The sequence below is a fragment of the Paenibacillus sp. FSL K6-2862 genome (assembly GCF_038005125.1).
GTDB lineage: Bacteria > Bacillota > Bacilli > Paenibacillales > Paenibacillaceae > Paenibacillus > Paenibacillus illinoisensis_A.
The window spans coordinates 1,782,276-1,800,789 of record NZ_JBBOSN010000001.1 but is presented as its reverse complement, the minus strand read 5'-3'; the positions used below and the strand labels follow the sequence as shown (position 1 = coordinate 1,800,789).

General features: G+C 46.0%; 21 protein-coding genes and 2 pseudogenes. 3 read left to right on the top strand and 20 right to left on the bottom strand.

Annotated elements, in window-relative coordinates; all coding sequences use genetic code 11:
* Positions 1 to 25 precede the first annotated feature (25 nt).
* Complete coding sequence (locus tag MHB82_RS08430; protein ID WP_341174436.1) at positions 26 to 1,465, top strand: erythromycin esterase family protein; 1,440 nt, start codon at positions 26 to 28, stop codon at positions 1,463 to 1,465.
* A 69-nt stretch (positions 1,466 to 1,534) separates the two neighbouring features.
* On the opposite strand, the gene MHB82_RS08425 is transcribed toward MHB82_RS08430, so the two are convergent.
* From MHB82_RS08425 to MHB82_RS08345, 17 genes and pseudogenes are all read right to left on the bottom strand, one after another.
* Positions 1,535 to 1,957, bottom strand: a complete 423-nt coding sequence (locus MHB82_RS08425; protein ID WP_255247890.1) for a hypothetical protein — start codon at positions 1,955 to 1,957, stop codon at positions 1,535 to 1,537.
* Between the two features lie 79 nt (positions 1,958 to 2,036).
* Complete coding sequence (locus MHB82_RS08420) at positions 2,037 to 2,474, bottom strand: GNAT family N-acetyltransferase (RefSeq protein ID WP_341174435.1); 438 nt, start codon at positions 2,472 to 2,474, stop codon at positions 2,037 to 2,039.
* 52 nt (positions 2,475 to 2,526) lie between these two features.
* Positions 2,527 to 2,694, bottom strand: a pseudogene (locus MHB82_RS08415) (GNAT family N-acetyltransferase); the annotation flags it as partial.
* A gap of 276 nt (positions 2,695 to 2,970) precedes the next feature.
* On the bottom strand, positions 2,971 to 3,579 hold the full coding sequence (locus MHB82_RS08410) for a hypothetical protein (RefSeq protein WP_341174434.1): 609 nt from the start codon (positions 3,577 to 3,579) through the stop codon (positions 2,971 to 2,973).
* A 37-nt stretch (positions 3,580 to 3,616) separates the two neighbouring features.
* The gene (gene pgsA, locus MHB82_RS08405; protein ID WP_110821159.1) at positions 3,617 to 4,204 is read right to left on the bottom strand and encodes a CDP-diacylglycerol--glycerol-3-phosphate 3-phosphatidyltransferase; all 588 of its coding nucleotides are present in this window, start codon (positions 4,202 to 4,204) and stop codon (positions 3,617 to 3,619) included.
* A gap of 322 nt (positions 4,205 to 4,526) precedes the next feature.
* Positions 4,527 to 6,452, bottom strand: a complete 1,926-nt coding sequence (locus tag MHB82_RS08400; protein WP_341174433.1) for an ABC transporter permease — start codon at positions 6,450 to 6,452, stop codon at positions 4,527 to 4,529.
* Positions 6,449 to 7,204, bottom strand: a complete 756-nt coding sequence (locus MHB82_RS08395) for an ABC transporter ATP-binding protein (RefSeq protein WP_095288406.1) — start codon at positions 7,202 to 7,204, stop codon at positions 6,449 to 6,451. The genes MHB82_RS08400 and MHB82_RS08395 overlap by 4 nt, the downstream gene beginning before the upstream one ends.
* Positions 7,205 to 7,304: 100 nt before the next feature.
* Positions 7,305 to 8,309, bottom strand: a complete 1,005-nt coding sequence (locus MHB82_RS08390; RefSeq protein WP_341174432.1) for a sensor histidine kinase — start codon at positions 8,307 to 8,309, stop codon at positions 7,305 to 7,307.
* A complete protein-coding gene (locus MHB82_RS08385; protein ID WP_095359196.1) occupies positions 8,306 to 8,995 on the bottom strand; it encodes a response regulator transcription factor in 690 nt (229 codons plus the stop codon). Before MHB82_RS08385 ends, MHB82_RS08390 begins: the two co-directional genes overlap by 4 nt.
* A gap of 158 nt (positions 8,996 to 9,153) precedes the next feature.
* Positions 9,154 to 9,894 carry an SDR family NAD(P)-dependent oxidoreductase gene (locus MHB82_RS08380; RefSeq protein WP_341174431.1) on the bottom strand — a complete coding sequence of 247 codons (741 nt, stop codon included), beginning with the start codon at positions 9,892 to 9,894 and terminating at the stop codon, positions 9,154 to 9,156.
* A 2-nt stretch (positions 9,895 to 9,896) separates the two neighbouring features.
* On the bottom strand, positions 9,897 to 10,634 hold the full coding sequence (locus MHB82_RS08375) for a class I SAM-dependent methyltransferase (protein ID WP_341174430.1): 738 nt from the start codon (positions 10,632 to 10,634) through the stop codon (positions 9,897 to 9,899).
* A gap of 296 nt (positions 10,635 to 10,930) precedes the next feature.
* Positions 10,931 to 11,443 carry a GNAT family N-acetyltransferase gene (locus MHB82_RS08370; protein WP_341174429.1) on the bottom strand — a complete coding sequence of 171 codons (513 nt, stop codon included), beginning with the start codon at positions 11,441 to 11,443 and terminating at the stop codon, positions 10,931 to 10,933.
* Positions 11,440 to 11,943, bottom strand: coding sequence for an NUDIX domain-containing protein (locus tag MHB82_RS08365; protein WP_341174428.1), 504 nt, complete (start codon positions 11,941 to 11,943; stop codon positions 11,440 to 11,442). Before MHB82_RS08365 ends, MHB82_RS08370 begins: the two co-directional genes overlap by 4 nt.
* 18 nt (positions 11,944 to 11,961) lie before the next feature.
* Positions 11,962 to 12,486, bottom strand: coding sequence for a YfiT family bacillithiol transferase (locus tag MHB82_RS08360; RefSeq protein ID WP_176476029.1), 525 nt, complete (start codon positions 12,484 to 12,486; stop codon positions 11,962 to 11,964).
* Between the two features lie 90 nt (positions 12,487 to 12,576).
* Positions 12,577 to 13,038 (bottom strand): annotated as a pseudogene (locus tag MHB82_RS08355) (GNAT family N-acetyltransferase); the annotation flags it as partial.
* Positions 13,035 to 13,586, bottom strand: a complete 552-nt coding sequence (locus tag MHB82_RS08350) for a hypothetical protein (RefSeq protein WP_341174427.1) — start codon at positions 13,584 to 13,586, stop codon at positions 13,035 to 13,037. The gene MHB82_RS08350 and the pseudogene MHB82_RS08355, both read right to left, overlap by 4 nt.
* A 68-nt stretch (positions 13,587 to 13,654) precedes the next feature.
* Positions 13,655 to 14,341 (bottom strand): class I SAM-dependent methyltransferase, encoded by a 687-nt coding sequence (locus MHB82_RS08345; protein ID WP_341174426.1) that lies wholly within the window; start codon positions 14,339 to 14,341, stop codon positions 13,655 to 13,657.
* A gap of 225 nt (positions 14,342 to 14,566) precedes the next feature.
* On the opposite strand from MHB82_RS08345, the gene MHB82_RS08340 reads away from it, so the two are divergent.
* Positions 14,567 to 15,340 (top strand): sporulation protein, encoded by a 774-nt coding sequence (locus MHB82_RS08340; RefSeq protein ID WP_127539269.1) that lies wholly within the window; start codon positions 14,567 to 14,569, stop codon positions 15,338 to 15,340.
* Positions 15,341 to 15,516: 176 nt separating this feature from the next.
* Positions 15,517 to 16,890 (top strand): hydroxysqualene dehydroxylase, encoded by a 1,374-nt coding sequence (locus MHB82_RS08335; RefSeq protein WP_341174425.1) that lies wholly within the window; start codon positions 15,517 to 15,519, stop codon positions 16,888 to 16,890.
* A 109-nt stretch (positions 16,891 to 16,999) separates the two neighbouring features.
* Here MHB82_RS08335 and MHB82_RS08330 read toward each other — a convergent pair whose 3' ends face one another.
* Genes MHB82_RS08330 through MHB82_RS08320 form a run of 3 tightly spaced genes read right to left on the bottom strand, consistent with a single transcriptional unit; the run spans position 17,000 to position 18,438 of the window.
* Positions 17,000 to 17,290, bottom strand: a complete 291-nt coding sequence (locus MHB82_RS08330) for a hypothetical protein (protein ID WP_341174424.1) — start codon at positions 17,288 to 17,290, stop codon at positions 17,000 to 17,002.
* Positions 17,290 to 17,844 (bottom strand): AAA family ATPase, encoded by a 555-nt coding sequence (locus MHB82_RS08325; RefSeq protein ID WP_341174423.1) that lies wholly within the window; start codon positions 17,842 to 17,844, stop codon positions 17,290 to 17,292. Before MHB82_RS08325 ends, MHB82_RS08330 begins: the two co-directional genes overlap by 1 nt.
* Before the next feature lie 24 nt (positions 17,845 to 17,868).
* On the bottom strand, positions 17,869 to 18,438 hold the full coding sequence (locus MHB82_RS08320) for a DMP19 family protein (RefSeq protein WP_341174422.1): 570 nt from the start codon (positions 18,436 to 18,438) through the stop codon (positions 17,869 to 17,871).
* Between the last annotated feature and the right edge of the window lie 76 nt (positions 18,439 to 18,514).

Genomic DNA, 18,514 nt, shown 5'->3' with positions numbered 1-18,514 from the left:
ATTCATAGATGGAGGAGGCGTTATTTTGAGCTATTTCAGAAAACGAAAAACAGGTGCAGTGCTTGCACTGTCTACAGTCATGCTGGTGAATCTGCTCTACCCAACCGGATATGCAGGTGCAGCTTCATCAACCGCTATGGAGACCATTCATGGACAGGTAACCCAGGTGGAAACTGCGAAAACATCGGATGAGAAAATTGCAGAATGGAACAAGTGGGCTAGAGATCACGCATATCGACTGGAGAGCATCCAGCCTGCGAAGACAGGTCAGGAGACCGATTCCTTCTCGGACCTCGAGATGTTGAAACCCCTGCTTCATGACAAGCGAGTTGTATTCCTTGGTGAAAGCTCTCATGGGGTTGCCGAGTTTAATCTGGCGAAGACCCGGCTGATCCAGTTTTTGCATCAGGAAATGGGATACAACATTCTTGCATTTGAGAGTGGTCTTTCCAACACGTCGCTGGCTAATGCCACGGCCAACCAGCAGCATCCGGAGCAAACGATGAAAAACGCTATTTTTGGCGTCTGGTGGTCCAAGGAAATGATGCCCTTATTCGATTACCTCAAAACCAATACAAAAACCGAACAGCCCCTCATTCTAACCGGTTTCGACATGCAGCTGCAATTCCCGTTGTTGGATGGTAAGTGGCTGAAGGATAAAGAACTTGCCAATCGGCTCGCACACACGGAACAAAAACTAGCCAGTTTCTCTGCCGGAACGGACCTGAAAGCCTATCTAGCTGAGAAAAATAAAATCATCAAGGTATACCAAGACGTTCTCCAATCCCTGAGATCCGAACCGAACCAGACCTATCTGCAAAAAGAATACCCTGATCAGCCCAGGCTTTCCATGCTGTTAGAGCGAAGCCTCAGTGATCGAATTCGTGTCGCGAAGGAATATGTCGATCTTTCCATCCGGGCTACAAGTGAAATGAATGAGGGCAAATATGAGACATTTCTAGATTCCATGGAGTGGCGCGATCAGGCGATGCATGACAATCTCGTGTGGCTTGCAACCGAAGTTTATCCAAACGAAAAATTTATAGTATGGGGACATAATGATCATATCAGAAAGGCGCAGAGCGAAGTCATGGGCTCGCCCTATCCCATTACCATGATGGGGGAGAAACTTTCGGAAGAAATGAAGAAATCCAGCTATGTTTTGGGATTGTATGCATCAAGTGGTCAAACAGCCGATAACATCGGTGGAATTCATGCCGTTGAGCCAGCAGCACCCGGTTCCATTGAAGGTATTATGTCTGCGACGAACACACCTTATAGCTTCCTGGATCTTCGGTACCAGTCCAGAGAGACCGGGAACTCCTGGATGTTCGAACCACGATTTGCATACAGCTGGGGCATGATCCCTGAGAGCCTCGTCCCACGTGATCAGTATGACGGCATTTTGATGATTGACGACGTACATCCACCGCAATATATCCGCTCCTCCTCATCAGATTCTTAAGAACAAAACAAGGAATAAATACAAAAAGAGAGCTGACAGCTCTCTTTTTTCTTGCGGTTATAACAGTTTTCACTTCTTGCTGATTTTGAATTTGAACTCCCATGTTGCCGTGTTACCCGAATAACGGCCTCTGTTCTCTTTTACAACAACGGAAAGAGTCTTATTGGTTGATTTGGAGAATGAAGATACCTTCACATTCGCGCTCTTGCTTCCGATATCCGGAATCTTATCCTGTTCTTCGGCTTCCGCTTTTAATTTCAGCGTATCGGTTGATTTCAGATTTAATGTAACCGATGAACCCTCCTTCAGGTTTTTACCGTTCACGCTTGCGCCTATCGCCCATTCGTTGCCGACGGAGTTGTTCTCTATCAGTTCGGCGCTGACCAGCGTCACCGTTACCTTAAGCGTTTTGGCAGCGGCGTAGGATGTTGGGGAACATACAGCGAAGATCAAACTCACAATCATCAAGACATTAGCCCATTTTTTGAACACGAGAGTGCCTCCCTCAGATTCATGAAGTTTTCAAGTTGACTATGCCTTATTCGCCTTGCTCCTTAAGTAATCCTTCTGGTCAGTTAAAATGCTTCCGGTACCCTTGAACCTTCTCATCCTTGAATCCAAGCTTTTCATAGAAAAGATGTGCTTCCTTACGCTGATCTCCAGATACCAGAATCATGTACTCGCACCCGAGGTCTCTAGCAATCCGTTCAATCTGTAGCATCAGCTTCTGACCGATTCCCTGTCTCCGCACCTGATCGGATACGATCACATTCTCCACAACCATGAAGGGCTTGCATTGTCCCACGAGGTCCATGCATTCGATCCCCATAACAGATCCGGCCAGCTCGCCATTGAAAAATGCACCAAGCACATGATAATGACCATTTTGCTGTATGTACTTAAACATTTTGTGCATCTGCTCCTCATTGGTGGGGGTCCCCATCAACTCATTGTACAATTTGCTTAAGGCCGGCAAATCCTGAAGTTCAATGGCTTTGATTGTAACCATAGATCGATCCTCCTAAATTCCTATCATGTTGTTCCGTACTCTATATCTTACCCTACGTTAGATCCTTCTTAAAGTAATAATGACGATGTCCTGTTGGCGCGTTCTCAATGGTGGTCATCAATTGGTATCCATGCTTCTTGTAGAAACCCGGTGCCTGGAATGAAAATGTATTAAGCATAATAAAATCACAGCTTTTATCACGTGCAATACGTTCAATCTCGAGCCTTGGACGATCCAACGGAGGCAGTTCCAGTTTGGTCTTTAATATCATGAATTGAATCCAGTTTTCCTCTAGACCCGCGGTATGCTCTTGGTGCATTAATATCCTCCTGAGTCAGCACACTTGTGCCATTTTCCGATATGTATCATGTGGTTTCAGCTACTACTACAAGTATACTCGGGAACGCTGCCAAGGCCCTATATTTTTTTGATTGCTGTTGTGTCATAGAAAAACGGAACCTGCATTTTTCATGCCTGCTCCGTTCTATGTTGTAAACTATTCGGGTAACTCTAATACCCATTTACGCAAAGCATTAATTTCTATAAATCGTTCTTTACCGTCATCTTTGGGTCTTGATATATCGAGCACACTAGGTGGATGGTACTCATGCAACATTTTGATCCATAGGAGTTCAATAGATCTCAAAATTTCCAACAGAAACGTCCGGGCATGTATGGTGAACTGTGTGAGTATATGCTGGGGAACTAGCTCCAAACGTATAGCAAACCTAATTTGTCCATTTGCATACTGCTCCATTTCAAGCAAGAGCGGATCAATACCGTAACTCACAGAGACTTTGCCCTGCTCCATCAACATACGAATCGCTTTCAGATAATCGTGCCAAATATTCAAGCCACTTGGGACTTCATATCCGATTAAAGGTTGTCCACGATCATCAAATACATGAATAGACATCTGAAGAGCGTCAAGTCCAAACTTTCTACTCATCATTAACCGTTCTACCTGGTTACGATCATTTACATCGGCATACTGTACCTCCGGCCGTTGTGTCACAGCAATCAGCCAGTTATCTGTCCCCGTTTCCTCCTCTATTAATGACCCAGGTTTAACAAGCAAAACTTTAGCTTCAATCAGTGCTCTCAACCTCCTTCATCTGACATGTAAACTGTATTCCCCTAATTTATTTTCCTAATTGAAGCATCTTATAGTTCACTCGTATGTAATTCATCCCGGATATGAGCGTGACGCCTGCTGCCACCCATAGTAGAGCTATGTCCACCCGGATATTCGTCAGCAGGTGAAATGGATAATTGCCCAGCAATATTGCTATGATTGCAGCAACCTGCAGCACCATTTTGAGCTTGCCATACTGATCGGCCGCGAGAGCAATGCCTTGTTCGGTTGCGACCATTCTTATTGCCGTAATCAAAATCTCACGTCCAATAATGATAACCGCGATCCATGAACCGATCATATTTTCTTGTACCATGACGAGCAGAGCCACGGAAATCAACAGTTTATCGGCAAGCGGATCCAGCAATTTCCCCAGATTGGTCACCTGGTTATACTTTCTGGCTATATAACCATCCAGCTTGTCTGTACCGGCAGCAATAATGAAAATAATTACCCCAAAGGTAGTCCCATGCTGATTCATGAGTTGCAGAATTTCACTTTGCTCCAGAATTGAAGGAGATAACGGAACAAAGCACAGCATAAATAACGGAATCAAAGCCATCCTAGCGAGCGTGATTCGATTAGCCCAATTCATCATATCCCCCCTTTCATGATAACTCATTGGAAAGTACTCTCACTTCTAATCATTTCGTCCAGCATCCATTTATCACCTTTTTTTTCAAGAGGTATTTTTTGAATGTGATATCTACCTACACAAAAAAGACTAGCCAGCATGCGATATGGACATGCAAAACATGTTTATATTGACAGGTTCAGAACAGAGTCGGATTTCCATGTTTGATGGAATGGAGCAACTGCACGGATTCAATTATCCTTCATCTTGATGGCAAAAAGGCCAGGCTGCAGAGACAGCCTGACCTTTTTACGTGATATTTTGCCACATCATTCATTCCGATCTACAACGCTTCCTTAATAACCCGCTTGTAATACCACACCGATAACAGTCCAAAGATGGAATACAGCAGTGTATACAGAATCATGACAATGATTGTTGGTGTCACCAGTTCCGTACCGAAGAAGAACCACCCGGATTTCACCGCAAAATAGCTATGACACAATCCCACCACCAGCGGAATTCCGAAATTGAAGACCTGCTTGAGTTGAATGCCGTGCAGCAGAATGCCCTGTGTGAATCCGAGCTTGCGCAGGATGGTATAGCTCGGTTTTTCTTCTTCACTTTCATTCATTTGTTTAAAGTATAAGATACATCCAGAAGTAATCAGGAAGGTCAGACCAAGGAAACCGACAATGAACATGATCAGCCCCATACTGGTGCGTTGGTTATTTCTGAACTCGATCTGCGAGAAGCTTGGGGCCGTAAGCTGCTGTGCTTGGAAAACGCCATAAGCCTCTTCTGCTTGTTCCTCATTCATAATGCGCACACCATAATAGTCCGTCGGCTCGTCTTCTTGCAATGAAGGATCAAGATCCTTCTGAAGCTGCTGATAAACCGTGTCATCCACCACAGCTACGGGTGTCCCCTTGGTATAGTATACGGGAAGGACTCCCTGTTTGGTTGTACCGACCAACTGTTGATCTAAGGTTTGCTTCAAGCCATGCAGAACGATTGACCCCTTTTCCTGAATGGAAATCATCTGCTTAACAACATTGCCATACCCCATAAAGATCACTTCACCGGGCTTCAGATCCATGTCATCGACCATGCTGTCACTGACCACGCTGCTGAACAGAAGCTCTCCTTTCAATGAATCGTCCATTACTTCGCTGGCATCGATTTCAATATAAATGGGCTGTCTGTGCTTCTCCTCGTATGGAATCTGTTTCTCCTCAAGCTCTGCTACAAACCGATTTTTTACACTTGCCTGAGCAAAAGAGAAATCTTCCGGCAGACTCTCTTTCGCTTGGGCTTCAGCCGAATAGTATGAAATATAACTCAGTGACAGCATGCCGATGGCAAGTGCGGACACCGTCGTAATAATCGTGAGCAGCAGCGCATTCGACTTCATACGGAACATGATGGAGGATAGCGACAAGACTTCATGGATGGAAAGGTAACCGTTTTTGCTTTTGCGAATCAGATTAAATATAAAACTGACTGAACCCTTGTAGAACAGATACGTCCCCAGGATGACCGAAAATAGGATCAGGAGCATCATATACATCAGCTGCTGCATATCCAGTGCTTGGCCGCTGAACATCCTTGCGGATAATACGTATCCGAACACGATCAGGACAATACCCAGGATGCCGATGATGATCTGTGCGATAGACATCTTCTGTACCTGCTGCTCAGCCTTAGCCGTTACCCGGAAAAGCGAGAGAATACTCTGCGCCTTGATAAAGGTATAATTCATCAGCATGATAAGCAAATACAGCACAGCAAACACAATCAGGGTCTGGACCAAGGCCATCGGAGAGAAATACAGTTTCGTCATCGCATCAATGCCAAGGATCTTGAACAAAATCATCAGCACCAGCTTGGAACCAAGGAAACCGATCAGAACACCTACCGCCATGGAGCCAAAATAGAGAATGCAATTTTCCGTACTCAGAATGCCAAAAATTTTTCCTTTCGTCAGCCCAATTAACTGAAATAAACCAATCTCCTTGCTGCGTCTCTTAATAAAGATGGTGTTGGCGTAGAGCAGGAAAATGCCCACGATAACAATCAATAATACGGAAGACGTACCAATCGCCGCCGCTCCTTTGGTCGAGGCCGCCACTTCATCCATGGAAGGATCATACTGCAGCGTCACAAATGAAAAATATAAGGCCACGCTAAAAACAAGCGCAAATACATATAAATAATAACTTTTCAGGTTCTTTCTCAGATTGCGGAAGATGATGTAACGCAAGCTCATTGCTGCACACCACCCAACACGCCTTGGGTTTTGATAATGTCGTTGAAGAAGGACTGACGGGACTCGTCTCCTTTATTCAATTGAGTATAGATCTGCCCGTCCCGGATGAAAATCACCCTGCTGCAATAACTCGCAGCAACCGGATCGTGAGTGACCATCACAATGGTAGCCTGATGCTTGATATTCATTTCGCTTAATTTGCCAAGCAAATCCGAAGCTGATTTGGAGTCCAGTGCGCCTGTCGGCTCATCGGCAAATATGATGCTCGGATCATGAACAAAGGCTCGCGCAGCCGAGGTCCGCTGTTTCTGACCACCCGAAATTTCAGATGGGTATTTGTCTTTTAGTTCATAGATGCCCAGTTCACGGGCAATTTGTTCGAACTTCCGATGTGCTTCCTGCTTCGGCACGCTCGTGATGGAAAGTGGCAGCAGTACATTTTCCTTCACGGTAAGCGTATCAAGCAAGTTATATTCTTGAAAAATAAAACCAAGATGATGTTTGCGGAATTCAGCAAGCTGCTTCTCCTTCATCCCGGTGAACTCCTTGCCTTCAATCTCAATGGACCCCTGACTTACCCGGTCTATCGAAGAGAGCACATTAAGTAATGTCGTTTTCCCTGAACCCGACGGTCCCATGATGCCTACAAATTCTCCTCTGCCAACCCCGAGATCTATCCCTTTCAGCACTTCCTGCTTATTCAGTTTGTTGCCATATACTTTGCTAATTTTTTTGGCTTCCAGTATCCACATATCCCACACACTCTCCTTTGGTATGTCTCTATCATAGGCGGGATCTGCCAACTTATCGTGCGATTCACCGAACAAAACGAAAAAGCATGTGACATTGTTGTCACACGCCCGTAAGATGCACCATGTCGTTTTTCCGGGGGAAGGTTAATTTAACGGTTGTGCCTTCGCCGGGAGCAGACTCGACGTGAATGTCCATATGAAGCGTTTGTGCCACCTGCCGGGTTAGGTACAGCCCCATACCGGTAGCCGCACCTTCCAGCCTGCCTCGAGTTGAGGTGAAACCTTTATCGAAGATACGGGGTAAATCCTGCGCTTCAATCCCTCGCCCGTGATCCTGAATCGAGAGAACGTGATGTCCTTCCTGCTCCCAGCTTTCGATGATAATATCCGAGGATTCACTGTATTTCACCGCATTGCTTAGCAGCTGCCTTATCATAAAACTCAGCCATTTACTGTCGGTCAAAACACGCGTAACACCTAGAGATACATCGAAACCAATGCCTTTGGAAATGCACCAGGATTTCAAGGCTCGAATCTCTGCATTCAAAATTGGTTCAAGCTCCGTCTCTTCGATATAGAGATCGTTATGCATAAATGGAATTCGCTTCTGATGCAGCTGTTGATCGAGCAGTTGGTGAATTCGCAGCCACTCGTACGTCATCTGATTCCGCAATTTCTCATCCGGGGTACGCTCAATCATTAACTGCAGCGCCGTGAGCGGTGTCTTCACCTCATGGATCCAGGATAACATCTGGTCCTTCTCCTGCTCGAGCAGAATCAGACTGGATGAGGATTCCTTCCGATAGCGCTCAGTCTGAGAGGTTACGGCATCCTGCACGATAAGCTCATAGGGACTTTCGGCTGAATCCAGATCTGTCAGATCATAGGTATGGTCCCAGGTCGTTAGTTTTTTATAAAAACGGGTTTCCCTCGGATATCTCGCCCAGATAAACACAATGCAAATCACCACATTCAAGATAACAACGTATGCCAAGGATTGAAGAGGGATGGAAGAATCCATATAGGCAACAAACAAAATGATGAGCTGTATGGCTACCAGCAGCAAGATCCAGCTGAGCTTCTCTCTGATGTATTTGCCGATCACGCTTCGGCCTCTTCCGTTGCCATATATCCCTGTCCCACTTTGGTTTCGATATATCCATCCAGCCCAAGCGGCTCGAGCTTCTTGCGAAGCCGATTGACGTTGACCGTCAACGTGTTATCACTCACAAAGTGTTCATGATCCCACAAGCTTCGAATCATTTCCTCACGGGTGACAATCTGATTTTTGTGCTCTACCAGCACTTTGAGAATAAACATCTCGTTTTTGGTCAAAAGAACCGCTTCAGAACCCAGCGTAAGTGTATTTTTCACATACTCTATCGCAGCCCCGCGCCAGGTTCGAAGTTCGATGCGTTCCGTGTTGTAGTTATACACCCTCCGCAATGTGGCCTGGACTTTGGCGATCAAGACGTCGAAATGGAAGGGCTTCTGGATAAAATCATCCGCGCCCAGATGCATAGACATGACCATATCCGTAGGATGATCCCGTGAAGACAAAAAAATAATGGGCACGTTCGAGTGAGCACGAATCATCCGGCACCAGTGAAAACCGTCATATTTGGGCAATTGTATATCAATGATGACCAGCTGCGGCTGAACGTCACTATACTCCTGCATGACTTTGCCGAAATCCTGTATGCCATATATGTCATAAGACCATTGGGACAGCCTTTCCTTGATCTCGCTGAATAAGGATTCATCGTCCTCAATGAGCATAATTTTAAACAAGTTCCTTCACCACATTTCCGTTCTTCTAAGGCTGGAATAAGTTAATTACAAATGAACTAATCCCATCTCAGTATGTTGTCAGTTTACAGCGAAGTTGAAGTTAGATCAAAGGGATCTTAACATGTTGCAGTAAAATCGAGAAAACGTACTGGGTCATGCTAGCTCTCCATGGTATGTATGACTTTGTTTGTATCACTGATCTCTTCGATCCGTTCAATGAGCTGCTTGGCTACCTCCCGTGGCGACCTTAATTGCTTCGCTTCATATACTTGATTAAATAGACCAGATAGCACAAATTCATCTGCACTCTTGCCTCTTGCCACAGCCTGTAATTCTGTATCTACCATGCCAGGATCGAACGCTATGACCTCTACAGGGTTCATCTTCTCAGACTGTTCCATCGCCACACACGCCGAAAACATGTTAATTCCAGCTTTTGAAGTACAGTATGCAGACATGGAGGGTGCCGGGTAACTACCTGAACCCGAGGTCAGATTCACAATTTTCCGCCGTGCAGCAAGATGATTAGTTTGCCGTATAAAAGAAGAACTCAACATCACCGGGGCTCCCAAACTAATATTCAAATTTTTGCTTATCTCTTCTGCATTGCACTGATCTATCGGTTTCAAGGGTTCCAGCATTGCTGCATTATTAATAAGTCCTATGAACTCGGTTTCCTGTAAAGGAATATGCTCCAGTATTCGTGTCACCAACATCTCTATACCCATCAGATCACTCAGATCATACTTAAAATGCTTATACAGGTCATGGCCATGCAGAAGCTCAGCAGTCTCCCTTGAAACGCCATAGACCCGGTCTCCCTGTTCCAGTAGCAACTGAGCCAGTTGCAAGCCAATCCCCTTGGACGTACCAGTAATAATAAACCCCTTGTTCCCCATGCTTAGTCCTCCTTTTTTTTATCAGTAAGTGGTTTTCTCCATAACGTCACCCACAGGATGGGCAGGCCGAAACGATGATCTTCCTTACCCATCGCCTGCATCGGGCGCAGCTCTACGCATTCAAACGGATCTTCCAGCAAATAACGAAGCTTCTCCTCTGTAAAAGCCAGTCCACCTTTCATCGATCGCTCTTGATACACTTCCCAGTCGTTCATCACGGTCTCAGGTCCGCCCAACCCTCCAAAACCTGGAGCAAAACACGTCATGCCAAAATAGCCCCCAGGCTTGAGTGCATTGGTAATCATCTGAATGTAAGGGATACGCTGGTGTGGCAGCAAGTGGTGCAAGCAGCCGGAATCATAGACAAGGTCATACGCCTGCTGCGGTTCTAGTTCAAATACGGATCGGCATTCAAAGTTCACATCCAACTGCATTTCGCCAGCTCGTTCCTTGGCCCATGCAATCGCTGTTTCGGAAAGGTCATACGCATCGACGCTGTACCCTGCCTGTGTCAAATAGAGGGCATTTCGCCCGGGTCCGCACCCAAGCTCCATTGCTTTTCCGCCGGTAAGTAAGCCCGAATTCACTTGCTCAACCAGATTCTCATCAGGCTTGTTAGGGAAAAAGGGAATCGGACGATCCCGATCTTCATAGAATGGCTCCCAGAATTGCTTCGCTGATCTAAACTCTGCATCCAGCATATCATACAGATCCTGTACATTTTTAATCGTCTTCTCCAACGCAATATCCCTCCTCAAATCCCTCCAAAGGTGTTCCTGCCTGATCTCTATTATGTATGAAACTAATCGTTAGTTATCCATGCAAACCCGTTGATATCCAGCCCTTTTAACGCGTCATATTGCTTCAAAAAGCCTACACTATATTATACCATTTTTGCCGAATATATCTCTATTTTTCTTGTGCGTTTCCATAGATAAAACCAGTTAATATGAATCAAAAAACAGAACTTATCGCAGGAGAAAAACCTCTGCTCAAGCCCTGTTTTACTGCCACGCTCAAATATATATTATTAATTCTAAACTGTCCTCAATTTCTTCGTTAAATAAAGTACGACGTCATCATCAATGATGGTTTCATCCCCTGGCATAAGGTACCGATCATGCTTGTGAATTCCCTTGCCATCCGGGATATATCCGCGGCGCGCATACAGGATCTGGGCTTTGCCATAATCGGTGAATACGCCAACCCCAATCCCTGCAGTATCCGTGCGCTCTTGAATCAATTCCTCCGCGCGATCCATTAATCGTGAACCTATGCCTTGACGCTGATATTGGATCAGCACATTGAAATCATTAATTTCTGGAATTCCCTGCTCCTTGAACGATGGGTAGGATGAACTCCATAGGATGTTGACGTACCCCGCAAATGCTCCATCCAGCTCGGCGATCAAGGTGACGCGTTTACCCTCTTCCTGTTCTGCCAGGTAGTGAAGGTACTGTTCGACAGGTTTGTCCCAGCCTTGTTCCTGAAAGGCACGAGAGATTAAGGCTGGATCATCCTCATTCAACGTTCGAATATGTATGTTCATCTTGTCTCTCCCTTACAACATCGTTTAGATTTTAGTAACGCACCCGTTAAATCCATATCATACTGGATAGTTCCCTTAGAGGGGTACGCTGTCCATTGATCCAAAAAAGTATAGAACATTTCTCCAAAGCTCATGCCCGAAGGCAAGGCATCCACCAATTTTAGCCCTCCAATTTCATGATTCGGAAGCTCAAAAGACATGGAGTTGAACTCGTCAACAGAGGCATAATAAACCATACCGAGGTTCTCATTCATTTTGTAAATACCAAAAGGCTCAAGATTGAACCTTATTGCTCCTGTCTCTTCGTAGAGTTCCCTGCCTGCAGCGTTCTGCGGAGTTTCACCTGGTTCACAAGTGCCCCCCGGAAACTCCCATCCTTTGCGTTTATTGTTGTAAACAATGACGTATTTCTCCTGAAACTGTGTAACCATAATCACGAATGCAATTCCTCGTTCAGGCTGCTCCATTTCATTTAAATAAAACCATTTCGGCTCTTTCACAATAGCTGCACCTCTCTGTTAGATCCCCAGCCTTTTTCTCAGCGAAGTGATATGGGCTACATGGTGTCTGCCATGCCAGGAGTAAACCCCCAGGTTGTAATCCAGTCTCGTCGTTTCCTGCGAACCCGGATGATAGAATTGTTTAGCATAATCCTCATCGGATAATGTTTGCAGCAGTGCAACCCAGCGTCGATGGAGCGCATCCAGTATTTGTAGGGAGAACTCAATATCCAAATCCCTTGAATCGTTTAGCTCTGCCCAACGCTCTTCATAATAAGGTCTTATCGTTGGTGTATCCTCGGTGAGAGCCAATTTGAAACGGATCATGCTGTTCATGTGACTGTCTGCCATATGGTGTATAACCTGTTTGAGCATCCACCCACCTTCCCGGTAGGGCAGAATTAATTGCTCGTCACTTAATCCTTTTACAGCTTCTCTTGCACGCTCTGGAAGCTCGGCAATATCCTGAATCCACTGCTCCCTCTGTGCGGCTGTAATTTCGCCGGTATGTTCGAATGTGCCTATCGGATAACGCAAATCCATTCTCCATTCCTCCTTGTCATATTCCATCAACCAACAGTCTCTCATCTGGCCCTCGTGCAGCTCATGTTCCCTCAACAGTTTGATTTTTCTAAAACCGCATTTCTCATAACAAGCGATGGCCCGTACGTTCCATGTCTGAGGATCCATGACTACTTTCCGAGCCAGCTTCTCATCTGTTAAATAGGCTACCATAGATTGCACAAGTTTTGTGCCCATACCTCTATTCCAGTACGCTACATCGCCTATGAATTGATCTGTTCCATAGATTATCTCATCCGTATCTCCATAGCCGTATTCATTTCGTTCATCTTCTTCAAGCTCATAGAATTGAATATAGCCTATAGGCTTACCTTCCACCTCAATCAGGCAACGACTCGTGGCATCCTCCTGTCTGTAAAAATGTTCTCTTACTCGCTCCAGATCATGCGGCTGATCACGGCCCTCGTAATATTGCAGTACTGCCGGGTCAGACAGCCACTGAACGAGATGAACTTCGTCTGCTTTTTGCAACAATCGTACGGTAATCTCATTGGATCGGTATATTGACTTCACTCCAAATTCTCCTTAATCATCACCATGCGCTCCTTCTTGACCCAATTTAGATTTTTTCCGAGTACCTTCTCTTGATGCACATAATAGATCTTGGGATCATCTAGTGAATGAACATTTTCACTCAAAGGAGAGATCGAGAAACGCACTCTGTAAGTACCTGCTTCATCAGGTATGGAGAATCCCGCGAAATGCCCATTTACGTTACTCGTATTAATCCCCTCATCCTGCAATGCTTGTTGAACGAGCTGTTCCAATTCGCCTGAAGTCCCCACGGAAGAAGGTCTGAAATATGAATCGTTCAGTTCCTCATTGAAAGACAGATTGCCCCAACCGAAAATCACGGGGTATACCATGTGAATACCATTGTCTTCTCTGGTACGGGTGATCTGCATATCCACCTCAAACTTATCCGTATCGACCTGACGAATGGTGCCTTTCATGCTGACATTCTGCTCCTTCAGACTGGGGACCAAGTTGTTGTAGGTAAGCAGGATCACAACAACTACAATAGCGATCCCCGTGATCCAAAATATGGTTCGTTTTCGCATTGGTCCATCCCCCTGACTGCTTAGCTGCCTTTTTTCATATCGTTGCACCCCCAAGCGATAAATTGTTGTTATGTGGCGGTTTTTATAGCCTTCCAGATGTACTTGAGCTCTCGCACAGCAATTCTTCCGTTCATGTGATGCTCCTGGATTTTCACCTGTAATTGTTCGCGATACTCGGGCAGTGTGTAATCTGGATTGCCTGGAACATCGGAGAGAAAGAGTGCAAATTCCTGTTCATTCGGGAAAATCATGAACGCCTCATTGAACGCCTCAATCTCGATCTGCTCGTAACAGTTGCGCAGCAATCGTTCCTTCACCTTGCTTACGTCTGTATGTATGCCGAAGATCATACCGCCACTCCGCAGCACTCTTCCATGTTCAATGATGGAAGTAGGCCCTCTGCGATCATAGATCAGATCAAACTGTCCATTTTCAAAAGGGACTTCGGTCTTCGTTGTGGCATACACAAACTCAACATTGTTCACTACGCTTGCCGCTTCAAGCGCAGCCTGTGCGATATGCAGCAACTCCTTAGAGTTATCAAAACCCGTAATATGACGGGTATGTGCAGACATTCTCAGTGTAAAATCACCATCACCACAGCCCGCATCGAGCACGGATTGATGCTGAGAGAGCAACCGGATCAACCGTTCTTCAAAAATGTCTTCCGCCGATTGACCTTCCCAGGTATATGTAGATCTCCCCTTATACCCTCCGTTTCGCAGGGCGATCATATCGTACCAATCCATTCCCATCGTTACATCTCCTTCCAGAAGGAAATCCCTAATTAAACAATATTCGACAACTGGAGTCCATTTCTCCTGTCTTTTCACTATCTTATTTTTGGCTAAGCGAGTGCTTTGTTCGTTCTCAACAACCATTCACGACAAATTTGAAACGACTATCTCATCGATTCCGTATTAAGGTCGAAGTCGAATTATTTTCCATGTATAAACCATTATGATCTGGAGGTTGAACGGATGTCTTTTTTCAAGAAAATGTTAGCCAGTGTAGGTGTTGGAGCAGCGAAGGTCAACACGGAACTTGATACACCAGAGGTCGAGCCAGGAGGAGTCCTTTCGGGAACCGTCTATATTCAAGCTGGAGATGTGGAACAAAACGTGGACCGGATCTATCTGACCATCAACACGCATTACATAAGGGAACGTGATGATCGCAAAGTAAAGGAAACAGCTGTGGTCGCCAAATATTTGCTGACCGAAGGATTTACACTTCAACCTGGGACGAAGCTTGAGAAGAAATTCTCGTTCGACCTGCCAGAAAACCTTCCAATTACGCTCCATAGCGCAGAGGTTTGGGTAGAGACCGGCCTGGATATTTCAAGTGCCGTTGACCCTTCAGATCGGGACAGACTTCGCGTTGTGCCCACTCAGAATATGCGTACCGTGCTGGATGCCATCGACATCCTTGGTTTTCGGCTGCGCGAAGTGACCAATGATTATGCTCCAAAACTTGGCGGCAATCTGCCATTTGTACAGGAGTTTGAGTTTGTGCCAACGAACAAGTTCCGTGGATATCTGGATGAACTCGAAGTGCTGTTCTATCCGATGGGCGACTCCATGGAATTGCTGCTGCAGATCGACCGAAGAGCTCGTGGTCTTGGCGGCATTTTTGCGGAAGCGATGGGCACGGATGAAAGCTTCGTGCGTCTGCATCTGTATGACAGACATTTGGAGCGAGGAGCTCACTCTGTAGCCCAAGGTCTTGAAGAAGTCATTTCCAAGCATCTATAAATTCAATTCTTGTAGTAAATCAACAGCTCTCAGGCTGCATTTCATGCGGTCAGTGGGCTGTTTTTCTTGCATTTGTTGATTTGATTTATAAATAGCCTCTTACGGGATCTACTTATCCAGCTTGTCTGCTGGAAATAATGGGTATATTAAATAGAAACAGAGGAGGCGAATTCCATTTGAGTGCACTACATGAAAATCAGAAAAAAAACGAAGAACGAACGATTATCATTGGCGCAGGCCTGGCTGGTTTAAGCTGTGCCTTTGAACTTGTGGACCAGGGAAAGCCCGTGCTGATTGTCGAAGCAGCCCCATATGTAGGGGGACGCACAGGCAATTGGGACGAGCGGGGGATGGAAGTCGAATCGGGATTTCATAAATTCATCGGATATTATAAAGAATTGCCAAAATTACTTGAACGGGCAGGCATAGATCTGGATCAAATGCTGGCTTGGGAAACAACCATGCAAGTCCGCCATCCTGATGCAGAAGAGTACGGCGAATTTGGACTGGACATTATCCATGCTCCACTTAAAACATTATCAGGCGTACTAGGCAACAATGATTTTATTACACCTGGCGATAAGGCTTCCCTTGTCCCGTTTCTGGCTGCAGGGTTCAAGGACTGTGTCTCTAGGCCTGAGGAACTGGATGAGATATCGCTGCTTGATTATGCTAAGCAGCACGGAGTAAATGAGCAGGCTCTGGAGCGTATCGTTGAACCGTTATCTTCCGGCATTTTCTTCATGCCTCTTGAGCAATATTCAGCATACGCCTTCTTCGGCCTCTTTCTTCCGGGCATCCCGCGTATTCATAAAATGCGGATTGGTGCCTTCACCGGGGGCATGACGGATGTGATGTGCGCCCCTCTTGCAGCAGCAATCGAGCAAAAAGGAGGGCACATTCGCACCAACGCCCCTGTAACGCGATTGTTAGTGGGAGTGAATGGTTTGGAAGGTGTGGAATTAAAAGATGGTGAACGAATCAAAGCGAATCGTATCGTTGTTGCCGCCAATATACGTCGTTCCCAGCAATTGCTTGAAGAGCATTTCAGTGAGCATGAATGGTTCCAACCTTTCCTGACCCTGGATGCGATGCCGCATGTTACGGTACAATTCGAATCGCAACTCCCTCTTCTGCCCGAAGACCGGACAACATTTGGACCAGGTACTGATGTTGGCTCGTTCGGAGAACAATCCCGCACTACGTTTCGTGGACGACCTGGGAGAGCTTCGATCATAATGGTTAACCCGGATGAGCTGATTGATCTGCCAGATGAGGAAGTCTGGCATCGGGCTCGGAGAGGCCTTGCTGCCATCGGACTTCATGAAGGGGTTTCATCCGTAACCGAGTATCGTATTGTCCGAGGGAATGAAAACTTTTATCGAATCGCCCCAGGCAATGAACGCAAGCGTCCCGAACAGGTGACTCCTATCCGTGGGCTCTATCTTGCTGGTGATTATACCAAACAGCCCATGTTTACCACGATGGAAGGTGCCGTGTTATCTGGGCAGAAGGCAGCAGCCGGCATTCTTGAGGAAGCGACTGAATAGTCATCTGGCCTAGCTAATGCCGGTGTAGCAAAATGGGCAGCCTGCGCCGTCATGACCTGACGAGCAGAGCTGCCCCTTGGTGTATAGAAAATACGAGATAACGCGGCTTCTAAGAACGTTGCTTTCTCCGCATGAGGCCTGAACGGATTCCATAATAAGCGGCGGCAAACAGAATAAAACCAGCGGCATAGAGAAAAATCAACCCGGCATCCCATCGAACGACAGCTCCAAATGTAACTTGGGATTGCAAATTAGCAACAGATGAATAGCTATGTGACATTTCAGGTACGTAAGTCGCTGTCATCCACATTCCTCGAGCTACCTTCCAACCGATTATACCCAAAGTCATGAACAGTGTAACCAGTAATGATTCAACGCACAAACGCCTATTGATCCTCATCATTTGGCCCCCTTATACACGGTGTTTTCATTAATCAATCTGGATAATAGTTGATCCACCACATCACCTGTGGTCAAGCTGTCTGTCATCACATATTCTTCAAATCGAGATCCGTGGAAAGCTTCAGGACACTTCTCCCCTTGTCTGAATGTCCACCCGCCGGGCGTATCCCCGCGTTTTAGCAATCTCTCGTGTAATGTGTCCATTGAAGTCATCAGTGTAAAGTGAAACAGCTCAGAATCGATCTCTCGCAGGCCACGATGGATGTACTCGAATGGTTCGGTTTTATAGATTGTCATTGGCACGATCAGATGTTTGCCATACTTCTGCTTGATTTCACGGGCGACTTGAACGGTAAGGACTTTCCATAGCTCCATATCCTGAAAATCGTCCGTTTTCTCATGTTCCAGCTTCACATCGTCCACAATCACGTTTCTCAGCATATAACCGACTTCTTCCGGATCAAAGATCATACTGTCCGACATGAGTGAGTTCAGCTTATGCGCAGCCGATGTCTTCCCCGAACCAAACGCTCCGTTAATCATCACAATCATGGCAGCTCTCCCCGTGAACTGAATTTAATTCATTAAGATTTGCTCAATTTCCTGTCTTAAGCTGTCTTTGTTATTGTCCACATATTGATACAGAAGATCGAATGCTTCTTCATTATCTTCCTGCATGCTCAAGCTTCCGGCTTGCAATTCTACCCGCTGCAAGACTTCATGAATATGCGGTCCATGTGTTTTCAGCGACGTGGCTACGTCGTGCTCAGACAATGCATTCACATTCTGCCTCAGTTGCTCGGAAGTTACGCCACTTCCGGATAACTCGTGCTGGATACTCTTCAGGATCTCGGCATCAGCCTCGTTCCCGATCCGCTGCATCGCTGTTATGGTTTCCTGCAGGAACCCTCCGCTTGCATTTTCCAAAAATCCGGACATGCCGTTCATGGACAGCTCGGTATCCAGATCAATAATTAGGATGACGTCACGCAGAACCTGCGGAAGTTCAGGCCCACATTCACGAATGGTTGCAAACTCCGCACGGTATAGATCCATGGCCACACTCCCCACCACTTCTTCCCCAGACATGGCTTCAAGCTGATCCAAAGGCAATAATTGTTGTAATTCTTCCTGTAAAGTATTCATCCATTTCCTCCTATATACACTAGACCCATTTGCGGTCAAAACAACCTCTCAGTCGCTTGAACTTTTATATCATAGC

Excerpts from the sequence above, each read along its gene's own strand:
- MHB82_RS08360 (WP_176476029.1), bottom strand. The coding sequence starts at position 12,486 with ATGGATTTGCGTTATCCGATAGGCACATTCGAACATACCGGCGAAATT.
- MHB82_RS08325 (WP_341174423.1), bottom strand. The coding sequence starts at position 17,844 with ATGATTGTGATGATTAACGGAGCGTTTGGTTCGGGGAAGACATCGGCT.
- MHB82_RS08380 (WP_341174431.1), bottom strand. The coding sequence starts at position 9,894 with ATGGGGAACAAGGGGTTTATTATTACTGGTACGTCCAAGGGGATTGGC.
- MHB82_RS08400 (WP_341174433.1), bottom strand. The coding sequence starts at position 6,452 with ATGAGCTTGCGTTACATCATCTTCCGCAATCTGAGAAAGAACCTGAAA.
- MHB82_RS08330 (WP_341174424.1), bottom strand. The coding sequence starts at position 17,290 with ATGAGGATCAATAGGCGTTTGTGCGTTGAATCATTACTGGTTACACTG.
- MHB82_RS08370 (WP_341174429.1), bottom strand. The coding sequence starts at position 11,443 with ATGAACATACATATTCGAACGTTGAATGAGGATGATCCAGCCTTAATC.
- MHB82_RS08340 (WP_127539269.1), top strand. The coding sequence starts at position 14,567 with ATGTCTTTTTTCAAGAAAATGTTAGCCAGTGTAGGTGTTGGAGCAGCG.
- MHB82_RS08320 (WP_341174422.1), bottom strand. The coding sequence starts at position 18,438 with ATGAATACTTTACAGGAAGAATTACAACAATTATTGCCTTTGGATCAG.
- pgsA (WP_110821159.1), bottom strand. The coding sequence starts at position 4,204 with ATGAATTGGGCTAATCGAATCACGCTCGCTAGGATGGCTTTGATTCCG.
- MHB82_RS08395 (WP_095288406.1), bottom strand. The coding sequence starts at position 7,204 with ATGTGGATACTGGAAGCCAAAAAAATTAGCAAAGTATATGGCAACAAA.
- MHB82_RS08350 (WP_341174427.1), bottom strand. The coding sequence starts at position 13,586 with ATGCGAAAACGAACCATATTTTGGATCACGGGGATCGCTATTGTAGTT.
- MHB82_RS08420 (WP_341174435.1), bottom strand. The coding sequence starts at position 2,474 with ATGGTTACAATCAAAGCCATTGAACTTCAGGATTTGCCGGCCTTAAGC.
- MHB82_RS08345 (WP_341174426.1), bottom strand. The coding sequence starts at position 14,341 with ATGGGAATGGATTGGTACGATATGATCGCCCTGCGAAACGGAGGGTAT.